Origin of the sequence: Dietzia sp. UCD-THP (assembly GCF_000349585.1) — a bacterium.
GTDB classification, from domain to species: domain Bacteria; phylum Actinomycetota; class Actinomycetes; order Mycobacteriales; family Mycobacteriaceae; genus Dietzia; species Dietzia natronolimnaea_A.
In genome coordinates this window covers 90,613-107,805 of the sequence record NZ_KB714632.1, presented here as the reverse complement: position 1 = coordinate 107,805, position 17,193 = coordinate 90,613, and the positions used below count along the sequence as shown (strand labels likewise).

Sequence of the window (17,193 nt, the reverse complement as noted above, 5' to 3'; positions counted from 1 at the left end):
CGCCCACCCGAGGAAGGCACCATCATGCGTCTGTTCGTCCCCGCCACGCTCGCGATGCTGGAGACACTGCTCGACAGCGGGGAGATGCCCGTCCGCAGCGGGACCGCTTTCGCGGCGACCCCCGCGCTCGTGGAGTCCTACGCCGAGGGGGACACGGAGGAGATCGAGCACGTGGCGTACCTCGAGGCGGCCCGTGCCTCGCTGCGGTTGCTGGGTGGAGAGATCGACTCCGGTGCGGTGCACGACACGCACCCCTACCGCCGGGTGGTGGTGAGTGTGGACGTCCCCGACGCCGACGCCCAGCCGCGACCGGATCTGGACACCGCCGTGGTGCGCTTGTCCAGGGGGACCGTGGCGATGGAGGAGATCGCCGCCGTCCACGTGGACCTGGCCGGCGCCGCCGATGCCGTCGAGGCCGCGGTCGAGGCCGTGGACCGTGCTGATCTGGGCGACGAGGACGCGGAGCTCACCGTGGGCGACGCACTCGACATCGACCTCGCCTGGTACGACGCGGGTGAACTGCCGTTCCTGTTGAGTCTGCTCTGAAGAGGGTCGGAGAGTCTGCGCCCGTTGGGCGGGATCATGCCCGTGGGGTGCCCGCCAGGCGCTACCCTTCGCTACCGTAGGTTCTCATCTCCGGCACCGTCGGCCCGGTCCTCGGGTCGTGCGGTCCCCGGTCTCAAGGAGGCACCAGTGACCGAGTCGACCAGCGGGCTCAACCGTGTACTGCGCGCAGCGGCTGCGAGGGTTCCGGAACCACGGGCCGCGCACCGATTCCTCAACCGCCTCACGCACCCGCTCCGGATGGACGACTACTCGTCGCTCATCTATCCGCTGTGGTCCTCCCGCGAACTGCGAGGCGAGGTGGTCACGGTGCGCCGCGAGGCGGAGGACACCGTCACGCTGGTGATCAAGCCCGGCTGGGGCGCGACACCGCACTACCAGCCCGGCCAGTACCTGGGAATCGGCGTGCTCCTCGACGGCCGCTGGACCTGGCGCTCCTACTCCCTGACCTCGGCCCCCACCACCGGCCGCGGCGAGTACTCGGTGACCGTCAAGGCGCTGCCGGAGGGACTTCTCAGCAACCACATCGTCGGCACCGTCGAACCCGGGACCATCGTCCGCCTCGCGGCGCCGGCGGGCGACTTCCACCTGCCGACGCCGACCCCTCCCAAGCTGATGTTCGTGACCGCCGGTTCCGGGATCACCCCGGTCATGGGGATGCTCCGGTCCCTGGACCGCCGTTCGGTCACCGAGCCGTTCCCGGACGTCGTCCACGTGCACTCGGTGCGTGAGAGGGACGACGCGCTCTTCTACGACGAGCTGCGCGCCCTCGAGAAGACCCAGCCCGGTTACGTCCTGCATCTCCGGGTGACCAGCGAGGAGGGCCGCATCGACTCGCGCCAGATGTCCGCCCTCGTCCCCGACTGGTCGGAGCGACCGACCTGGGCGTGCGGCCCCAACGCGATGCTCGACGAGCTCGACGAGCACTTCGACGCCACCGACCGGGACGACCTCCACGTGGAGCGCTTCACCGTCAACCGGGACGCCGGAGCCTCGGGCGGCACCGTGACGTTCGGGTCGACCGGCAAGACCGTCGAGCTCGACGGTGCCACCACCATCCTCGAGGGCGGGGAGAAGGTGGGCGTGCAGATGCCCTTCGGCTGCCGGATGGGCATCTGCCAGACGTGTGTCGTGGGACTCGACGAGGGGCACGTCCGCGACCTGCGCAATGGCACCGACCACGGGCCCGGTGAGCGGATCCAGACCTGCGTCTCGGTGGCGTTGGGGGACGTCGAACTCAAGCTCTGACCGCGTCGGCGCGCCGCCCCCGGCCCCTGCTCGCCCCCGATCCGTGCTCAGTCCTGATCCGAACCGAGTGCCCACGCGTCGTTGGACTGCAGGGCGCCGAGGAGTTCTCGGACGGCCAGCGCACGTCGGTGGACTGCGGGGTCGGTGACGGTGTCGAACCTGCACTCCGGATCGGCGGGCGGGCCCTGGTGGGTGCAGCCCCGCGGGCAGTCCTGAGCGATCTCGTCCAGATCGGAGAACGCCGCCACCACGTCGTCGGGTGAGACGTGCGCCAGTCCGAAGCTCCGGATCCCCGGGGTGTCCACCACCCAGCCCCCGGACCCCAGTTCGAGGGCGACCGACTGGGTCGAGGTGTGCCGGCCCTTACCCACGCCCGAGACCACGCCGGTCGCCCGGCGGGCGTCGGGGATCAGACGGTTGACGAGGGTGGACTTGCCGACCCCGGAGTGGCCGATCATGGCGGAGATCCGGCCGTCGATCCGATCGTGCAGGGCCCCGAGGTCGTCGTCGATCCCGGTCCGCAGGACGGGGACGTCGAGTGCCTCGAACTCGGCGGCGAACACCGACGGGTCGTCCAGGTCGCCCTTGGTCAGGCACAGGACGGGGTCCAGCCCGCCCGTGTAGGCCGCCACGAGCGCGCGGGCGACGAAGCCGGCGCGAGGCGGGGGGTCCGCGACCGCGACGACGATGAGGAGTAGTTCGGCGTTGGCGACCACCACCCGCTCGTACGGGTCGGAGTCGTCGGCGGTCCGGCGCAGTACCGTGCTTCGTTCGGCGACCCTGACGATCCTCGACAGGGTGTCCCGGGTGCCGGTGAGGTCACCGACAACGCCGACGTGGTCGCCCACGACGATGGGCGTGCGGCCCAGCTCGCGGGCCCGCATGGTGACGATCCGGGTGCCGGCGACGTGGTCGGGTCCGTCGTCCAGCAGCACGCATCCCCAGCGTCCCCGATCGACGCTCACGACCATCGCGGACGCCGCGTCGGCGTGGCTGGGCCTGCGTTTGGTGCGGGGCCTCGATCCCTTGCCCGGCCGGATCCGGATGTCGGACTCGTCCCAGCCGCGCGCGCCGCTCCCGCCCCGCCTGGTGGCCACGACGCTACGTCGTCCCGCCGGCGAGCATGGCGGTCCACATCGAGGTGAACCCCGGCATGGTCTTGGCGGTGGAGTCGATGTCGTCCACCTCGATTCCGGGTACACCGAGGCCGATGATGGCACCGGCGGTGGCCATCCGGTGATCGGCGTAGGCCCGCCACGGGGCGCCGTGCAGGGGCCCCGGGACGATCTCGAGGCCGTCGGCTCGCTCCGTGACCTCGCACCCCACCGCGCAGAGTTCGGCGGCGAGAGCGGCGAGCCGATCGGTCTCGTGCCCACGAAGGTGCGCGATCCCGGTGAGCGTGGACGGTCCGTCGGCGAGCGCACACAGCGCGGCGATCGTCGGGGTGAGCTCACCGATGGCGGACAGATCCGCGACCAGGGGTGACAGGTGGTCGGGTCCGACGACGACGAGGGTCCCGTGATCCGCCCCGTCCGCGGTCTCGAGTGTCACCGACGCGCCCATCTCCTCGAGGATCCCGCGGATGGCGTCCCCCGGTTGCGTGGTGGAGACCGGCCAGCGGGGCACGCGCACGGACCCGCCGGTGACGGCGGCCGCGGCGAGGAACGGGGTGGCGTTGGACAGGTCGGGCTCCACCACCCGGTCGACGGCGGAGATCGGCCCCGGCGCCACGCGCCAGGACGACGCGGTGGGCTGCTCGACGACCACCCCGGCGTCCCTGAGCATCGCCAACGTCATCTCGATGTGCGGACCGGACGGGACGGCGGAGGCACCCACGTGGACCAGGTCCACCCCGTCGTCGAAACGGGCGGCGGAGAGCAGCAGTCCGGAGACGAACTGCGAGGAGGCCGAGGCGTCCATCTCCACCCGTCCGCCCCTGAGGGAACCGGTCCCGGACACCGAGAACGGGAGCCTGTCCCCGGTGACGTCGGCCCCGAGAGAGCGGAGCGCGTCGAGGACCGTGGCCTGGGGACGCACCCGCGCGGCGGCGTCACCGTCGAACGTCGACGTGCCGGTGGCGAGCGCGGCCAGAGGTGGCACGAATCGCATGACCGTCCCCGCCAGGCCGCACTCGATGTCCGCCCCGTGCAACGGCCCGGGTGTGACGAGCAGGTCGGTGTCGTCCGGGCCGAGCGGTCCCGCGGGACCCTCGATGCGGGTTCCGAGCGCACGGAGCGCCCCGATCATCAGGTCCGTGTCCCGGCTGCGCAACGTCCCGCTCACCCGCGCGGGGGAGTCGGCCAGTGCGGCCAGCACGAGGGCGCGGTTGGTCAGCGACTTGGACCCGGGCACCGGGACCACGGCGTGCACGGGCGTGTCGGCGACGGGTGCGTTCCAATGACTCACCTGGTCATTGTCGCGCATCCTCTCCGATCCCGCCCGGCCCGGGTGGGAGGATGGGCCGCATGTGTGGACGGTTCTCGCTCTCCTCGGATCCGGCGCGGCTCGCGGTGGAACTCGACGCCGTGGACGAGGCCTCGTCGCCCCCGCCGGGGCTGTGGCCCGACCGGGGTCCGGTCTCGCCGCGGTTCAACATCGCACCCACCACGACCATCCCTGCGCTCGTCCTGGACGCCCCGCGCGAGCGTCTCGACCCGAGCGGGACCCCCCGGCGGGTCCTGCGCTCGATGCGCTGGGGCCTGGTGCCGTCCTGGGCCAGGGACCCGGTGAGGTTGCCGACCCTGTTCAACGCCCGGGTCGAGACCGCCTTCGAGAAGCCGTCGTTCCGCACCGCCGTCGCCCGGCGCCACTGTGTGGTGCCGATGGACGGGTGGTACGAGTGGGTCCCCGGCCAGCCGGCGACGTCAGGGGGCCGGGCGGGGCCCAAGCAGCCGTTCCACATGAGTCTGCCCGGGACCGAGGGCTTGCTCATGGCGGGGCTGTGGGAAGCCCGGCGTGATCCCACCGACCAGAGCGTCACCCAGCTCTCGTGCGCCATCCTCACCACCGAGGCGCTCGGTCCGCTGCGCCGAGTCCACGACCGGATGCCGCTCGTGGTGGACCCGTCCGTGGTCTCCGACTGGCTCGACCCGTCCGTGATCGGCGACCCCCGGGCGCTGGTCGACGGGGCGGGCGGTGACCTGGGTCGGTGGGCCGACCGGGTGGAGATCCGGCCGGTCTCGCGCGCGGTTTCCAACGTCCGGAACGAGGGGCCGGACCTGGTGCGCCCGGTGGATCCGACCGCCGGGATGCTGTTCTGACCGGACAGATCCGACCGGACCACCCCGGGGCGTCACCGTGCGGTGATCGCCGCCGTCGTGGCACCGGTGAGGGCGACGAGATCCGCGGGTGCGAGCTCGATCTCCCATCCCCGCCGGCCGGCGCTGCACAGGATGGTGGGGTGGTCCGACGCGGACCGGTCCACGACCGTCGCCAGGGCCCTCTTCTGCCCGAGGGGCGAGACCCCGCCGACCACGTACCCGGTGGTCTTCTCCGCCACCTCCACGGGCGCGAGTGACGCCTTTCCGCAGGACAGTGCGGCGGTGGCCGCCTTGAGGTCGAGCATGGCCGTGACCGGTAGGACCGCGACCGCCAGCGGGGTCCGGGTCCCCGCCGGTGGGCGGGCCGTCGCCAGCACGAGCGTCTTGAACACCCTGTCGCCGTCGATCCCCAGGCGTTCGCCCATGACGCGTGCGGCCTCCTCGCCGAAGGCACCGGCGCCTGCGCTGTAGGTGTGCACCACGTGGTCGACGCCCGCGGAGAGCAGGGCGGCGACGGCAGGGGTCGCCGCGGTGGCGGGTGTGCGCTGTCCCGCGCGTTTCCGTGTCACCCACACCAGCGTAGTGACGGGGCGCGGTGGAATAGCGCGCGAGAGGCGGGTGTTGGTGAGAGCAGGTACCCGGGACGGTTCCGGGGCGAGGGAAGGAGGGTGCGATGCGGACCGCGGTCCTCGACGCCCCCGGCGTGCGGATAGACTCCGGGTCACCGACAGGTGAGGAGTACCGGTTGCCGACAGAGTTGCAGCCCGACGAGTCCGACCAACGTGCCGAGCAGTTCGAGGAGTTGGCCATGCCGCTTCTCGACCAGTTGTACGGTGCCGCTCTGCGGATGACCCGCAACCCGGCAGACGCGGAGGACCTCGTGCAGGAGGCGTACGCGAAGGCGTACGCGGGCTTCCACTCGTTCAAGCCCGGGACGAACTTCCGCGCCTGGATGCACCGCATCCTGACCAACGCGTACATCAACCACTACCGCAAGCGGCAGCGCCAACCCGCCCAGTATCCGACCGAGGAGATCACGGACTGGCAGCTGGCGGCCGCCGCGGAACACACCTCCACCGGACTGCGCTCGGCGGAGGTCGAGGCGATGGAGCTGCTGCCGGACGACGAGATCCGGGCCGCGTTGGCGCAGTTGCCGGAGGAGTTCCGGATGGCGGTCTACTACGCGGATGTCCAGGATCTTCCCTACAAGGAGATCGCCGAGATCATGGACACCCCGTTGGGAACCGTGATGTCGCGCCTGCACAGGGGCCGGAAGCAGCTCCGTGAGTTGCTCCGCGACGTGGCGACCGAGCGTGGCTTCGGTCGCGACAGGGCGGGGGGTGCGTCGTGATGAGGGAGCACGACCCGCGGTTGGATCGGATCGATTGCGAGGCCGCCCGGCGCGACCTGTCCCTGCTCGTGGACCTCGAATGCGACGACGCGTGCCGCTCGAGGCTCGAGCACCACCTCGCCGGGTGCCCCCACTGCCGGGAGCTCTTCCTGTCCGAGCGTCGGCTCAAGGCGAAGCTGTCCAGCTCGTGTTGCGAGAAGGCGCCGTCCGGGCTGCGGGAACGGCTCATGGTGGAGATCCGGCGCACCACGGTCACCACCACCGACGCCGACGGCACGACGGTGGTGCACCGGACCACGACCGTCCACCGGCGCAATGCGGAGGGACATCACCGAACCGAGTGACCCCCGGTGGACGAGTGGAGGGGCGGGCACCGTGTCGGTGCCCGCCCCTCCACTCGGTTCTGGTGGTCCGGACTCAGCTGTTCGGACGCTTGCCGTGGTTGGCCTTGTTCTTGCGGCGATCCCGCCTCTTGCGGCCACGCTTGCCCATGGTCGCCTCCTTTCGTCGGTGTACAAGTCTCCCACGAGAACCCCTGTGTGGTTGCATTAGGGAGTCCGGGGGCCGCCGCGTGAGGAAAGCAGAGGAACATCCGAATGACTGAACAGGTCCGTGCCGAAATGGTCGCGAACGTCATGGAGGTCGTCGCAGCCGTCGGCACCGAGGTCGCCGAGGGCGACACCATCGTGCTCCTCGAGTCCATGAAGATGGAGATCCCGGTGTTGTGCGAGACGGCCGGCACCGTCACCGAGGTGGCCGTGGCCCCCGGGGATGTCATCCAGGCCGGTGATCTCATCGCCGTGATCGGCTGACGTCCGCCCGGAACGACGAAGGCCGGTTCCGCTCCCACGGGGGAGAGGAACCGGCCTTCGTGTCGATCAGGCGGTGCTGATCAGACGGTTCTGATCAGACCGAGGTGCGGGTGCGGGCGCGACGACGCTTCAGAGCGCGACGCTCGTCCTCGCTCATGCCGCCCCAGACGCCCGCGTCCTGGCCGGACTCGAGGGCCCAGGCCAGGCACTCGGCGGTGACGGGGCAACGGTTGCAGACGATCTTCGCCTCGGCGATCTGGGCGAGGGCGGGTCCGGAATTGCCGACGGGGAAGAACAGCTCGGGATCCTCGTCGCGGCAGATGGCCTTGTGGCGCCAGTCCATGGGAACTCCTTATGGTTACGAGACCGTTATCGGGTCAACCGGACACGAGAAGACGACGTCGACGCGCCGATGTGCGAAGATCGGCGCGCGGACGTACACGTTCTTTCACGTCCGGCGATGTGGTGGGGGGTGTACCCTCTCCTCGGGCTCGCTCCTGACGGAAGAGCTCTCGGTTAAGGCAATGCAAACTTTGTGCGTCTGCGCTGTTACGAACGATCGTGCCACGATTCCATGACAAGTCAACCCTCTCGTGATGCGATGTGGCAAAGGTCACCCCGGTTGTCAAATCGGGCTGAAAGCCCACGCCAGGCGCTGTAATGGGCTAAACGGAGTCCAGTCCGCAAGGGTGGTGCGGGTTCGGTCGCAGCCGCGACATAGTCTGTGGAGGTGAACGTGACCCGACCTGACGACCACCGTCCGCCGCTGGATGGGCGTGATCCCCGAGCGGCCATCCCCACGCCCGTCCGGGTGGCCGGGTGGATCTCCTCGGTGCAGGGGCTCATCGGTGTGGGGGTGGCTGTGGCGCTCGCCATCCGTGCGGCCGGTGGCCATCGCGAGGAGACCGTCGTCATCAGTGGCTACGGGACCGCGGTCTGGTTCGCGATCCTCGGTGGAGGTCTTCTCGCGGCCGGCGTCGGACTGTTGCGGGGGCGCCGGTGGGGCCGGGGTCTGGTGGTGATCGCCGAACTGTTGTTGCTGTTCGTGGCCTGGTACGTCGGCGTGGGCTCGGACCAGTACCTCGCAGGCCTGCTCCTGGCCGTGATCTGCGCGGTCGCGTTGGTCTCGTTGTTCCGCAGGGACGCGATCGAGTGGTACGCCGCGTGACCTGATCGACCGGAAACCCGGGGACCCGGCGGCAGGATCAGTCGAGGAACTTGTACGCGTGGACCAGGCCCGCCCGGCTCTCGTAGAGGATGTCGCCGATCTGGGCGAGTCCCGTCACCCCGTCCGCAGTCACATCGCCCCCTGTCACCTCGCCCCCTGTCGCGGGGGCCCCGGGGAGACGGCGGACCTCGCGCCCGGTGTCGTGGTCGAGGAGCGCGAAGGCGTCGTCGACGGGGACGAGTACCCACTCGTCGTTCGCATGGGCCTCCGGGTCCGGGGACCACCCACCGGTCAATCCGGGGCCGGTCGACGCCCCGAGCGTCCAGGAGTGCCTCCCGGACGGCCCGTCGAAGGCGTGCGTGGAGCGCCCGTCGAACCACCGGACCTGAGCACTGTCGCCCGAGACGGACAGGGGTGAGGGCAGCACACCCGGCTCACCCTCCAGGACGAGGACGGTCGAGTGTTCAGTGGGGGAGGTGAACCACTCGACGGTCCAGTCGGGGCCCTGGTTCCGGAGCGCCAGGACCCCCTGCTCGGTCACCTCGATGATCCACAGGCCATCGGCACCGGTCGGCTCCGAGGCGATCTCCTCGGGGGCACGGTTGTCCTCGGGGACGGTCTCGGAGATGGTCAGCCTGACGGACTCCTCGCCGGGGCAGCGCTCGGACACCGCGAAGCGCTCGTCGGTGAGGTCGGCCGTCACGAGCGTGCACCCCGCCCGGGGCTGCATCCCGGCCTCCTGTGGTGCGCTCACCGCCCCGTACTCGACGGTCCGGACCAGGTCGTCGCGCCAGATCTCGAGTCGGTCCGGACTGAACGCGAGGACGTGTCTCCAGGACGCGGTGAGTTCCATGGAGTCCGCGAACGCGCTCTGCCTGGTGCTCGCGTATTCCTGCCTGGTCGGGTCGAGGGACGTCACGTCACTGCACCCGGAGGCGCCGTCGAACGCGGCCACGAGTCGATCGGCGTAGAACGCCCCGGCACAGAACCGCCCCGCATGCGTGTAGGACCAGCGCTCCTCGCCGGATCCCGCGTCCCGACCGACGAGTACCCCGTCCGGGGAGACGGTGACGAGAGTGCCCTTGGTGGTGAGCGGGGGACCGGGGTCGGCGGACTCGTGCGACCAGAGCGGTTGGAGCGACGTCGGGGGCTCGGTGGCCGGACCGTACTCGGGCTGTTCTGACCCCGCCGCACGCAGCTGTGACCCGGCCGCGCTGCCGGACAGCAGCACCGCGGCCGCCGTCACCACCATGACGACGGCGATCACCCCGGCGGTGACGAGGTCTCGTCGCGTCCGGCGTTCGGGGGCGACTCCGGCGAACGGCAGCCGGCGGCCGGGCCCTCTCCTGAGTGTGCGCACGTGCCTTCCAGGGGTGGAGGTCGGTTCTAGTCCCGGCCGGTGGACTCGGAGGACGACGAGGGATTCTGCCGACGACGCCGACGACGCCTCGGGGTGCCGTCACCGCCGCCCGCGGCGTCGCCACCGGCCGGGCCGGAGTCGGAGGCGGGGCTGGAGTCGGAGGCGGTGTTGGTGTTGGAGGCTGTGCCCGCATCGCCGGACCCGGGCTGCCCCGACTGCCCTGACTGCCCGGATCGCGTGCGCCGACGAGGGGTGCCGGATCCGCGCCCGGATCCCCGGGCGTCGCGATCGGCCGGTCGCCGGCCGGAGCCGGTCCCGGTCGCGGCCCCGACCCGGCCCCCCGCGCCCTCCGGGATGCCGAGGTCGGTGCGGAGGTGGGGGGACGTCGAGTAGGTCTCGGCGGGCTCGCCGTGGCCCAGGCCGAGAGCCTTGTCGATGAGGCCCCAGCGGGGCAGGTCGTCCCAGTCGACGAGGGTGACAGCGACGCCCTTGCGTCCGGCTCGTCCGGTACGGCCGATCCGGTGGACGTAGGTCTTCTCGTCCTCGGGGCACTGGTAGTTGATGACGTGGGTGACGTCGTCGACGTCGATGCCGCGCGCCGCCACGTCGGTCGCCACGAGGACGTCGACGTCCCCGGACCTGAAGGCCTTCAGTGACTTCTCGCGCGCGCCCTGGCCCAGGTCACCGTGGATCGCCCCCACCCGGAATCCCCGCTCGGCCAGGTCGTCGGCCAACTTCTGCGCCGTGCGCTTGGTGCGACAGAAGATCATCGTGGCGCCACGTCCCTCGGCCTGGAGGATCCGCGAGACCACCTCGGGCTTGTCCATGGAGTGCGCGCGGTAGACGAACTGGGTGGTGTTCTCGTGTGTGGCGCCGGAGTCGGCGGCCTCCGCCCGGATGTGCGTGGGCTTGGTGAGGAACGTTCGGGCCAGGGTGATGATCGGTCCGGGCATAGTGGCCGAGAAGAGCATGGTCTGACGCTGGTCCGGCACCATCCGGAGCAGTTTCTCGATGTCCGGCAGGAAGCCCAGGTCAAGCATCTCGTCGGCTTCGTCGAGGACCAGCACCTCGACCTTGCCGAGCACCAGCTTCGACTGGTTGGCCAGGTCGAGCAGTCGCCCGGGGGTCCCCACCACCACGTCGACGCCCTTCTCGAGAGCGTCGGTCTGCTGCTCGTAGGGGGTGCCGCCGTAGATGGACAGCACTTTGAGGGGGCGGGTCCCCGATCGGCCCGGGGCGGTGAGCCCGGTGGCGGCGATCTTGAGGTCCTGGGTGACCTGGACGCACAGCTCGCGGGTGGGCACGATGATCAGGGCTCGGGGCGTGCCGTCGAGTTCCCGGGTCACCTCGCCCGTGGAGATGCGGTGTAGGAGCGGCACCCCGAACCCGTAGGTCTTGCCCATCCCCGTGCGCGCCTGACCGATCAGGTCCGAACCGGCGAGGGCCAGCGGCAGGGTCAGTTCCTGGATGGCGAAGGTGTGGGTGATGCCTCGCTCACCGAGCGCGGTGACGATCTCGGGACGGACCCCGAGTTCGGCGAAGCTGGGGGAGGCGTCGGAGGACGGGGCGTCGACGACCGCGGTCGTCGTGGCCATGCCGTCGACTTCGCTGGTGGTCACATCTGTGGTGGACAGGGCGGTGCCTTTCTCGTCTCGCGCGCGGGAGGACGGGCCTTCCGATGGACGGCCTCGGCGAGCGGGGCGCGCGCACATTTCCACGGGGATCCTTTGGTGCGGGGCCCGGACTATCGACCGGGCGCGGGTGTGATCCACGTGGGTCCACCCTATCCCGTGACGCCGCGGGACACCGGGTCCGGGTTAGCCTGGGTCCCACGTATCAGCGACGACGGCGTGGCATGCGCCGACGATGAGAAGGGCAGGCACCGTGGAGGTCAAGATCGGCATCGCCGACAGCAATCGCGAGCTCGTGTTCAAGACCGGGATGAACCCGGAGGACGTGCACGCCCGCGTGGAGGCCGCTCTCACCGCGGAGAGCAAGGCGGTCCTGGAGCTGGACGACGAGAAGGGCCGCCGCTATCTCGTGTCGACCGACAGGGTCGCCTACGTCGAGATCGGCGAGTCGGCGCGCCGCCCGGTGGGGTTCCTCTCCTAGGAGTCCGCAGCGGGTCGGTCCCCGCTCTGGCGGGGGATCTTCGACAGTCCTCCCCAGCACAGGGTGACCGTCGTGGAGACGGCGTCGGCGCGGGAGATCGGTCGGCCCGCGTCGAGCCAGTGCCCGGCGCTCACCCGACTCGCCCCCACCAGCCCCACCGCGAGCAGTCGCGACCGGTGCGCGTCGAGCCCGGAATCGCCCCGCACCAGGTCGTGTACGGCGTCGATGCAGCCGTCGGTGGCGCGGTCGAGTTCGCGCCGGACGTCCTCGTCGCCGGACTCGGAGGCGAACACCAGGCGGAAGCCCTTGGTGTCGTAATCGGCGTACGCGAAGAACGTGTCCACGGCGGCCTCGACACGACGCCGGTTGTCGGAGGTCGAGTCGAGCGCCGCGCGGATGCGGCCGAGCAGTTCGTCCACGTGGTGACGCAGGACCTCGATGTAGAGATCGCGCTTGGAGTCGAAGTGCTGGTAGAGCACCGGCTTGGAGACGCCGGCGAGGACGGCGATGTCGTCCATCCCGGAGGAGTGGAAACCCTGGTCGACGAATACGGCCCCCGCGGCGTCGAGGAGCTGCCTGCGTCGGGCTCCGCGGGGCAGCCGGGTGGCCCTGGCGCGCCCCGGAGCCGTCGGAAACGGTCCGCCCGGGCTTGTCATCGTCTGGCTCCTGTCCTCCCGGATGTCGGGTCGACGGTCGACCGGGCCTGACGCACAATACCCGTACCCTTGGAGTGCCGGAGAAGGCGACACCTCGGGATGTGGGATCGTGGAGACCATCACCCGGGCCTGGCCCGGGCCTGACCGGAGCGGACGTGGAGGTGCGGATGAGCGACGGCCGTCGCCGGATGTCGGACGATGTCGACGCCGGGTCCACCCCTCGGGGCGGCGTTCCGGGCCAGCGCGGGGACCGCACTCCGTACTACCCTCCGCACGGTGAGCCGCTGCGCGCTCCCTGGGATCCGGAGGAGGAGAGGACCCCCGGCCGTCGCCGTTCGGTCCCCGGCGCCAGAGACCATCTGCGCAAACAGAGTCCTGTCGGCCGGTTCTTCACCACGTGGGGGTGGCGCGCCTACGCGATTCCGGTCCTGGTGGTGCTCACCGCGCTCGTGATCGCCGACTCGGTGACGGGCGCCGGTCCTGGCGACGGCGACACCGTGGGGGACGCGGCCCAGACCCCCGCGCTGATGGGGGAGCCGCCGCGGGGACAGGTGCCCCCGAGCGGGGAGTTGCCGGACGGGGGGCCGTTCGAGGAGGCCGGCGAGGGTGTGTTCCGGGTGGTGCCCGGGGGCGCGGACCGCGTGGGGCGCCCCGAGGCCGAGCAGTTCACCTACACCGTCGAGGTCGAGGAGGGGATCGACACGACGGATTTCGGCGGTGACGACTCGGTGGCCAGGATGGTGGACGCGACGTTGGCCAACCCCAAGAGCTGGACCGCGGACGGTGCGGTGGCGTTCCAGCGCACCTCCGGTGACGAGCCCGCGTTCCGGGTCAGCCTGGCCAGTCCCCTCACCGTCCGCGAGAACTGCGGTTACGACATCGAGCTCGAGACCAGCTGTTACAACCCGTCCACCGACAGGGTCTACCTCAACCTCGCCCGGTGGATCCGCGGCGCGCGGTCCTTCCAGGGTGACATCGGTTCCTACCGGCAGTACCTCGTCAATCACGAGGTCGGCCACGCCATCGGCTACCCGGACCACGAACCGTGCCCCGCGGACGGGGCGCTCGCGCCGATCATGATGCAACAGACCCTCGGGGTCGCCAACCACGAGATCTTCGTCCTCGACAACGAGGGCGTGGTCCCGGACAACGACGACACCTGCCTCTACAACCCGTGGCCCTACCCCGACGGCCCGCCGGTGGCCCGGTGAGCCCCGTGGGCGGTGACGGTTCCGGAGCGCTCCCGCCGCTCGTGGCGCCGGCCCCCTCGCTCACGGCGGAGGAGCGCGCTCGCTATTCCCGGCATCTGCTGTTGGACGCCGTCGGCGACGAGGGGCAGCGTCGTCTGCGTGCCGCGTCGGTGTTCGTGGTGGGGGCGGGGGGACTCGGCGCGCCGGTCCTGATGTATCTCGCCGCGGCGGGCGTCGGGCGCATCACCGTGATCGACGACGACGAGGTCGACTCGGGCAACCTGCACCGGCAGGTGATCCACTCCGTGCCGGCGATCGGCCGACCCAAGGTCGAGTCCGCCCGGGAGAGACTGGCCGAGTTGGCGCCGGGTGTGAGGGTGGAGGCCATCCACGCCCGGCTCGACGCGCTGAACATCGGCGCCCTTCTCGAGGGCCACCATCTGGTGGTGGACGGCAGCGACAACTTCTCGACGCGCTACCTCGTCTCCGACGCCTGCGAGATCGCCGGGATCCCGGTCGTCTGGGGGACGATCGACCGCTTCCGGGCCCAACTCGCCGTGTTCTGGTCCCGTCCGCCCGCGCCCGCGGATCCCGTCACCCTCCGGGACCTCTACCCGGCCCCGCCGCCGCCCGGCTCCGTCCCGAGCTGCGCCGAGGCCGGGGTGGTCGGTGCACTGTGCGGCACCGTGGGATCGATGATGGCGATGGAGGCGGTCAAACTGATCGCCGGGTCCGGCAGGCCGCTGCTCGGCCGGCTCGTGTTGATGGACCTGCTCGAGACCACGCACCGGACCGTGACGATCCGACCGGACCCGTCCCGCACCCCGGTGACGTCCCTGCCGGAGGGGGGAGACGAGAGCTGCGAGGTCCGGTCACCGGACGCGCAGGACGTGCCCACCGTGTCGGCGGCCGACCTCGCCGCCGAACTGGCGGTCGCGGGGTCGTCCGGGGCTGTCGCGCCCGTCCTGGTCGACGTCCGTGGTGCCGGGGAGCGGTCCATCGCGGCGATCGACCCCTCGGTGTGGGTCCCGCTGGACACGGTCGCCGAGGTGGCCTCGGACCCGACCGGGGTCCTCGGTCGTGCCGCGGCCCGGGGGCCGCTCGTCGTGTACTGCAAGTCGGGTGTGCGCTCCGCTCGCGCGGCGGCGACGTTGACCGGCGCGGGTTTCGCGGGCGTGCGGTCGCTGGAGGGCGGGATCGAGGCCTGGACCCGCGACGTCGACCCGTCCCTGCCCGGGTACTGAAGCGGGGGTGAGTACGGTGAACGACGTGAACGACGTGACCGTCCCCGACCACGTCCGCGGCGCCTTCGGCGTGGTGGCCGGCCCTGCCGTCCCCGTGGTGGCCGGGTCCGGGACGGGGTGGCTCGTCACCGCGGGGGGACTTCCCGTGGTCCTGCGACCGGTCGCCGACACGGCGCTGGCCAACTGGTCGGCGCGCGTTCGGGAGGAACTCGACGTCACCGGCCTGCGGGTGGCGCCGCCGGTGCGGTCGACGGACGGCAGGCACGTGGTGAGCGGCTGGCGGGCCGACCGGGCGGTCACAGGACGCCCCGAGGCCAGAGCAGATGAGACCATCGCCTGGTCGGCGCGGATCAACGCGGCGCTCCTCGGAGTCGATCGGCCACGGCCGTCTCCTCGTCCGGCCACCCGGCCGTGGACGGAGTCGGACCTGTTCGCCATCGCCGAGGCGGCGGCGTGGGACGGCGACCCGGAACGCGATCTCGGCCCTGGCATGGAGGACAGGGGAACCCCCTTCGCGACCCACCGCGCGGCCGCCCTGCTCGGCGCGACCGGGCTGATCCGACTCCGCCGGCCGGTAGACGCGGCGTCCGGCTCCGGTGTGGTGCACGGTGACCTCGCACGGGGACTGCTGTTCGACGCGTCGGACGAGCCCGCGCTGACGGACGTCGTTCCGTACGCCCGCCCGGCCTCGTGGTCGGCGGCGGTCGTCGCGATCGACCACCTCTCCTGGGGGACCGTCGACGCCGGGGTGCTCCCGCGGTGGCGCCACCTCGACGACTGGCCGCAGATGGTGCTGCGGGCGGCGGTCTTCAGGCTGGCGGTGCACGCGCTCCACCCAGGATCCCGCCCCGCGGCGATGGACGGACTGCAGGCCATGGCCCGGACCGTCGAGGAGTACATCGGCGACCCGGACGCATGAGCCGTCGCTCCTCGCGAGCAGTCAGCCCCTCCGGCACGCTCGCCTTTCCCGTCGTGGCCCTGCTCGGGGTCGTCCTTGTCTCGCTCAACCTCCGTACCGCCGTCACGTCCCTGAGTCCGCTGCTGGGGGTCATCGACGCCGAGATCGGTCTCGGTGCCGGGGGTATGGGACTGCTCGGGATGGTGCCCACGGCCATGTTCGCCCTCTGGGGCGTCCTCACTCCCGTCGTGCTCCGTCGGACGGGTCTGGAGGTGCTGACCGTACTGGCGATGACGGCGGCCGCGGCCGGCCAGATCCTCCGGGCCTTCGCCCACGACCCGTGGGTGATGGGAGCGGGGTCCCTCGTCGCGCTCGCCGGGATGGGCATCGGCAACGTGGTGGCTCCTCCGCTGGTCAAGAAGTACTTCCCCCGGCACGTGGCGGCCGTGAGCATGGCGTACATCACCGGCCTCCAACTGGGAACGGTGGTGCCCGCCCTGGTCGCGGTGCCCGTCGACGAGGTCGCCGGGTGGCGGGTGTCCATAGGCTGGTGGGCGGTTCTCGCGATCGTCGCGGCGGTGCCCTGGGTCATCGAGATCCTGCGGGGTGGGTCGGATCCCGGCGGGTCCACCACCGCCGGATCCACCTCAGCCGGATCCACCTCAGCCGGATCCGCGCCGGCCGGATCCTCACGGGCCACCACGGTCGTCGGCGGGTCGGGCCCGGCACACCGCGTCCGGGTCTGGCGCTCGCCCGTGGGGGTCGCGCTCGCGTTGTTCTTCGGGACCAACTCGCTGTGCACCTACGCCTTCTTCACGTGGCTCCCGGCCGTGGCCGAGTCGATCGGGATGACCCGGGCCGAGGGAGGACTCGCGCTGGCGGTCTACTCGGCCATCGGCCTGATCGCCGCTCTGGTCGTGCCCTGGGCGGCGGGTCGCTTCGAGGACCCGTACCCGGTCGTCGTGGTCTCCGTGGTGTGCTACCTGGCCGGCTTCGCCGGACTGCTCTGGGCGCCCGGCGCCGCCCCGTGGTTGTGGATCTGCCTGCTCGGGGTGGGGCCCAGCACGTTCCCGCTCTGCCTGACGCTCATCAACCTCCGCACGCGGACGCAGGCCGGTTCCGCCGCCCTCTCCGGGTTCTCGCAGGGGGTCGGGTACACGGCGGCGAGCCTCGGCCCCGTCGTCTTTGGCCTCCTCCTGTCCGGTCCGGGTCTCGGCGGGGGACTGGCGTTCCTCACGGTGGTGCTCGCGGTGATGTGCGTGGTCGGCCGGATCGCGTGTCGACCCCGGATGCTGGAGGACACGCTGCGCTGACGCCGACGGTCCGACGC

The 17,193-nt window shown here is 71.3% G+C and carries 20 protein-coding genes; 12 read left to right on the top strand and 8 right to left on the bottom strand.

The features are described 5' to 3' along the window. Nucleotides 1-24: 24 nt before the first annotated feature. Together H483_RS28045 and H483_RS28040 are read left to right on the top strand one after the other, a co-directional pair. The gene (locus tag H483_RS28045; protein WP_017836621.1) at nucleotides 25-546 is read left to right on the top strand and encodes a hypothetical protein; all 522 of its coding nucleotides are present in this window, start codon (nucleotides 25-27) and stop codon (nucleotides 544-546) included. Nucleotides 547-693: 147 nt separating this feature from the next. Beyond that, complete coding sequence (locus H483_RS28040; protein WP_017836620.1) at nucleotides 694-1,812, top strand: ferredoxin reductase; 1,119 nt, start codon at nucleotides 694-696, stop codon at nucleotides 1,810-1,812. Between the two features lie 47 nt (nucleotides 1,813-1,859). Here H483_RS28040 and rsgA read toward each other — a convergent pair whose 3' ends face one another. Both rsgA and aroA read right to left on the bottom strand, forming a co-directional pair. Continuing rightward, nucleotides 1,860-2,909: a ribosome small subunit-dependent GTPase A gene (gene rsgA / locus H483_RS28035; RefSeq protein ID WP_017836619.1), complete on the bottom strand. Its 1,050-nt coding sequence runs from the start codon at nucleotides 2,907-2,909 to the stop codon at nucleotides 1,860-1,862. A 4-nt stretch (nucleotides 2,910-2,913) separates the two neighbouring features. Then, nucleotides 2,914-4,236, bottom strand: coding sequence for a 3-phosphoshikimate 1-carboxyvinyltransferase (gene aroA, locus H483_RS28030; protein ID WP_017836618.1), 1,323 nt, complete (start codon nucleotides 4,234-4,236; stop codon nucleotides 2,914-2,916). Between the two features lie 41 nt (nucleotides 4,237-4,277). On the opposite strand from aroA, the gene H483_RS28025 reads away from it, so the two are divergent. After that, a complete protein-coding gene (locus H483_RS28025) occupies nucleotides 4,278-5,072 on the top strand; it encodes an SOS response-associated peptidase (protein WP_017836617.1) in 795 nt (264 codons plus the stop codon). 32 nt (nucleotides 5,073-5,104) lie between these two features. Here the strand turns inward: H483_RS28025 and H483_RS28020 are convergent, their stop codons facing one another. Then, the gene (locus tag H483_RS28020; protein ID WP_017836616.1) at nucleotides 5,105-5,647 is read right to left on the bottom strand and encodes an aminoacyl-tRNA deacylase; all 543 of its coding nucleotides are present in this window, start codon (nucleotides 5,645-5,647) and stop codon (nucleotides 5,105-5,107) included. A gap of 98 nt (nucleotides 5,648-5,745) precedes the next feature. Between H483_RS28020 and H483_RS28015 the strand changes: the two genes are divergently transcribed. Then, nucleotides 5,746-6,423, top strand: coding sequence for a sigma-70 family RNA polymerase sigma factor (locus H483_RS28015; protein ID WP_017836615.1), 678 nt, complete (start codon nucleotides 5,746-5,748; stop codon nucleotides 6,421-6,423). After that, on the top strand, nucleotides 6,423-6,767 hold the full coding sequence (locus H483_RS28010) for a zf-HC2 domain-containing protein (protein WP_017836614.1): 345 nt from the start codon (nucleotides 6,423-6,425) through the stop codon (nucleotides 6,765-6,767). The genes H483_RS28015 and H483_RS28010 overlap by 1 nt, the downstream gene beginning before the upstream one ends. Nucleotides 6,768-6,840: 73 nt before the next feature. On the opposite strand, the gene H483_RS40555 is transcribed toward H483_RS28010, so the two are convergent. Further along, entirely contained in the window at nucleotides 6,841-6,915 is a 75-nt protein-coding gene (locus H483_RS40555; protein ID WP_371204257.1) for a 50S ribosomal protein bL37, read from the bottom strand. A 104-nt stretch (nucleotides 6,916-7,019) separates the two neighbouring features. Here H483_RS40555 and H483_RS28005 point away from each other — a divergent pair, with 104 nt between their 5' ends. Further along, a complete protein-coding gene (locus tag H483_RS28005) occupies nucleotides 7,020-7,235 on the top strand; it encodes a biotin/lipoyl-binding carrier protein (protein ID WP_017836613.1) in 216 nt (71 codons plus the stop codon). Between the two features lie 94 nt (nucleotides 7,236-7,329). Here H483_RS28005 and H483_RS28000 read toward each other — a convergent pair whose 3' ends face one another. After that, nucleotides 7,330-7,578, bottom strand: a complete 249-nt coding sequence (locus tag H483_RS28000) for a WhiB family transcriptional regulator (RefSeq protein WP_017836612.1) — start codon at nucleotides 7,576-7,578, stop codon at nucleotides 7,330-7,332. Between the two features lie 393 nt (nucleotides 7,579-7,971). Here H483_RS28000 and H483_RS27995 point away from each other — a divergent pair, with 393 nt between their 5' ends. After that, a complete protein-coding gene (locus H483_RS27995) occupies nucleotides 7,972-8,403 on the top strand; it encodes a hypothetical protein (protein WP_238556276.1) in 432 nt (143 codons plus the stop codon). A gap of 37 nt (nucleotides 8,404-8,440) precedes the next feature. Here the strand turns inward: H483_RS27995 and H483_RS27990 are convergent, their stop codons facing one another. Next, nucleotides 8,441-9,763 carry a hypothetical protein gene (locus tag H483_RS27990; protein ID WP_017836610.1) on the bottom strand — a complete coding sequence of 441 codons (1,323 nt, stop codon included), beginning with the start codon at nucleotides 9,761-9,763 and terminating at the stop codon, nucleotides 8,441-8,443. A gap of 26 nt (nucleotides 9,764-9,789) precedes the next feature. Beyond that, nucleotides 9,790-11,358, bottom strand: a complete 1,569-nt coding sequence (locus H483_RS27985) for a DEAD/DEAH box helicase (protein ID WP_031264818.1) — start codon at nucleotides 11,356-11,358, stop codon at nucleotides 9,790-9,792. A 289-nt stretch (nucleotides 11,359-11,647) separates the two neighbouring features. On the opposite strand from H483_RS27985, the gene H483_RS27980 reads away from it, so the two are divergent. Continuing rightward, on the top strand, nucleotides 11,648-11,875 hold the full coding sequence (locus H483_RS27980; protein WP_017836608.1) for a DUF3107 domain-containing protein: 228 nt from the start codon (nucleotides 11,648-11,650) through the stop codon (nucleotides 11,873-11,875). Here the strand turns inward: H483_RS27980 and H483_RS27975 are convergent. After that, nucleotides 11,872-12,531 carry a TetR/AcrR family transcriptional regulator gene (locus tag H483_RS27975; RefSeq protein WP_017836607.1) on the bottom strand — a complete coding sequence of 220 codons (660 nt, stop codon included), beginning with the start codon at nucleotides 12,529-12,531 and terminating at the stop codon, nucleotides 11,872-11,874. The genes H483_RS27980 and H483_RS27975 overlap by 4 nt on opposite strands. Nucleotides 12,532-12,698: 167 nt before the next feature. On the opposite strand from H483_RS27975, the gene H483_RS27970 reads away from it, so the two are divergent. The 4 genes from H483_RS27970 to H483_RS27955 are packed head-to-tail and all read left to right on the top strand — an operon-like array spanning nucleotide 12,699 to nucleotide 17,176. Then, nucleotides 12,699-13,742: a DUF3152 domain-containing protein gene (locus tag H483_RS27970; protein WP_031264817.1), complete on the top strand. Its 1,044-nt coding sequence runs from the start codon at nucleotides 12,699-12,701 to the stop codon at nucleotides 13,740-13,742. Further along, on the top strand, nucleotides 13,739-14,965 hold the full coding sequence (locus H483_RS27965) for a ThiF family adenylyltransferase (RefSeq protein ID WP_031264816.1): 1,227 nt from the start codon (nucleotides 13,739-13,741) through the stop codon (nucleotides 14,963-14,965). Before H483_RS27970 ends, H483_RS27965 begins: the two co-directional genes overlap by 4 nt. A gap of 25 nt (nucleotides 14,966-14,990) precedes the next feature. After that, nucleotides 14,991-15,884 (top strand): TIGR02569 family protein, encoded by an 894-nt coding sequence (locus tag H483_RS27960; RefSeq protein WP_238556275.1) that lies wholly within the window; start codon nucleotides 14,991-14,993, stop codon nucleotides 15,882-15,884. Continuing rightward, the gene (locus H483_RS27955; RefSeq protein ID WP_017836603.1) at nucleotides 15,881-17,176 is read left to right on the top strand and encodes an MFS transporter; all 1,296 of its coding nucleotides are present in this window, start codon (nucleotides 15,881-15,883) and stop codon (nucleotides 17,174-17,176) included. The genes H483_RS27960 and H483_RS27955 overlap by 4 nt, the downstream gene beginning before the upstream one ends. Nucleotides 17,177-17,193: the final 17 nt, after the last annotated feature.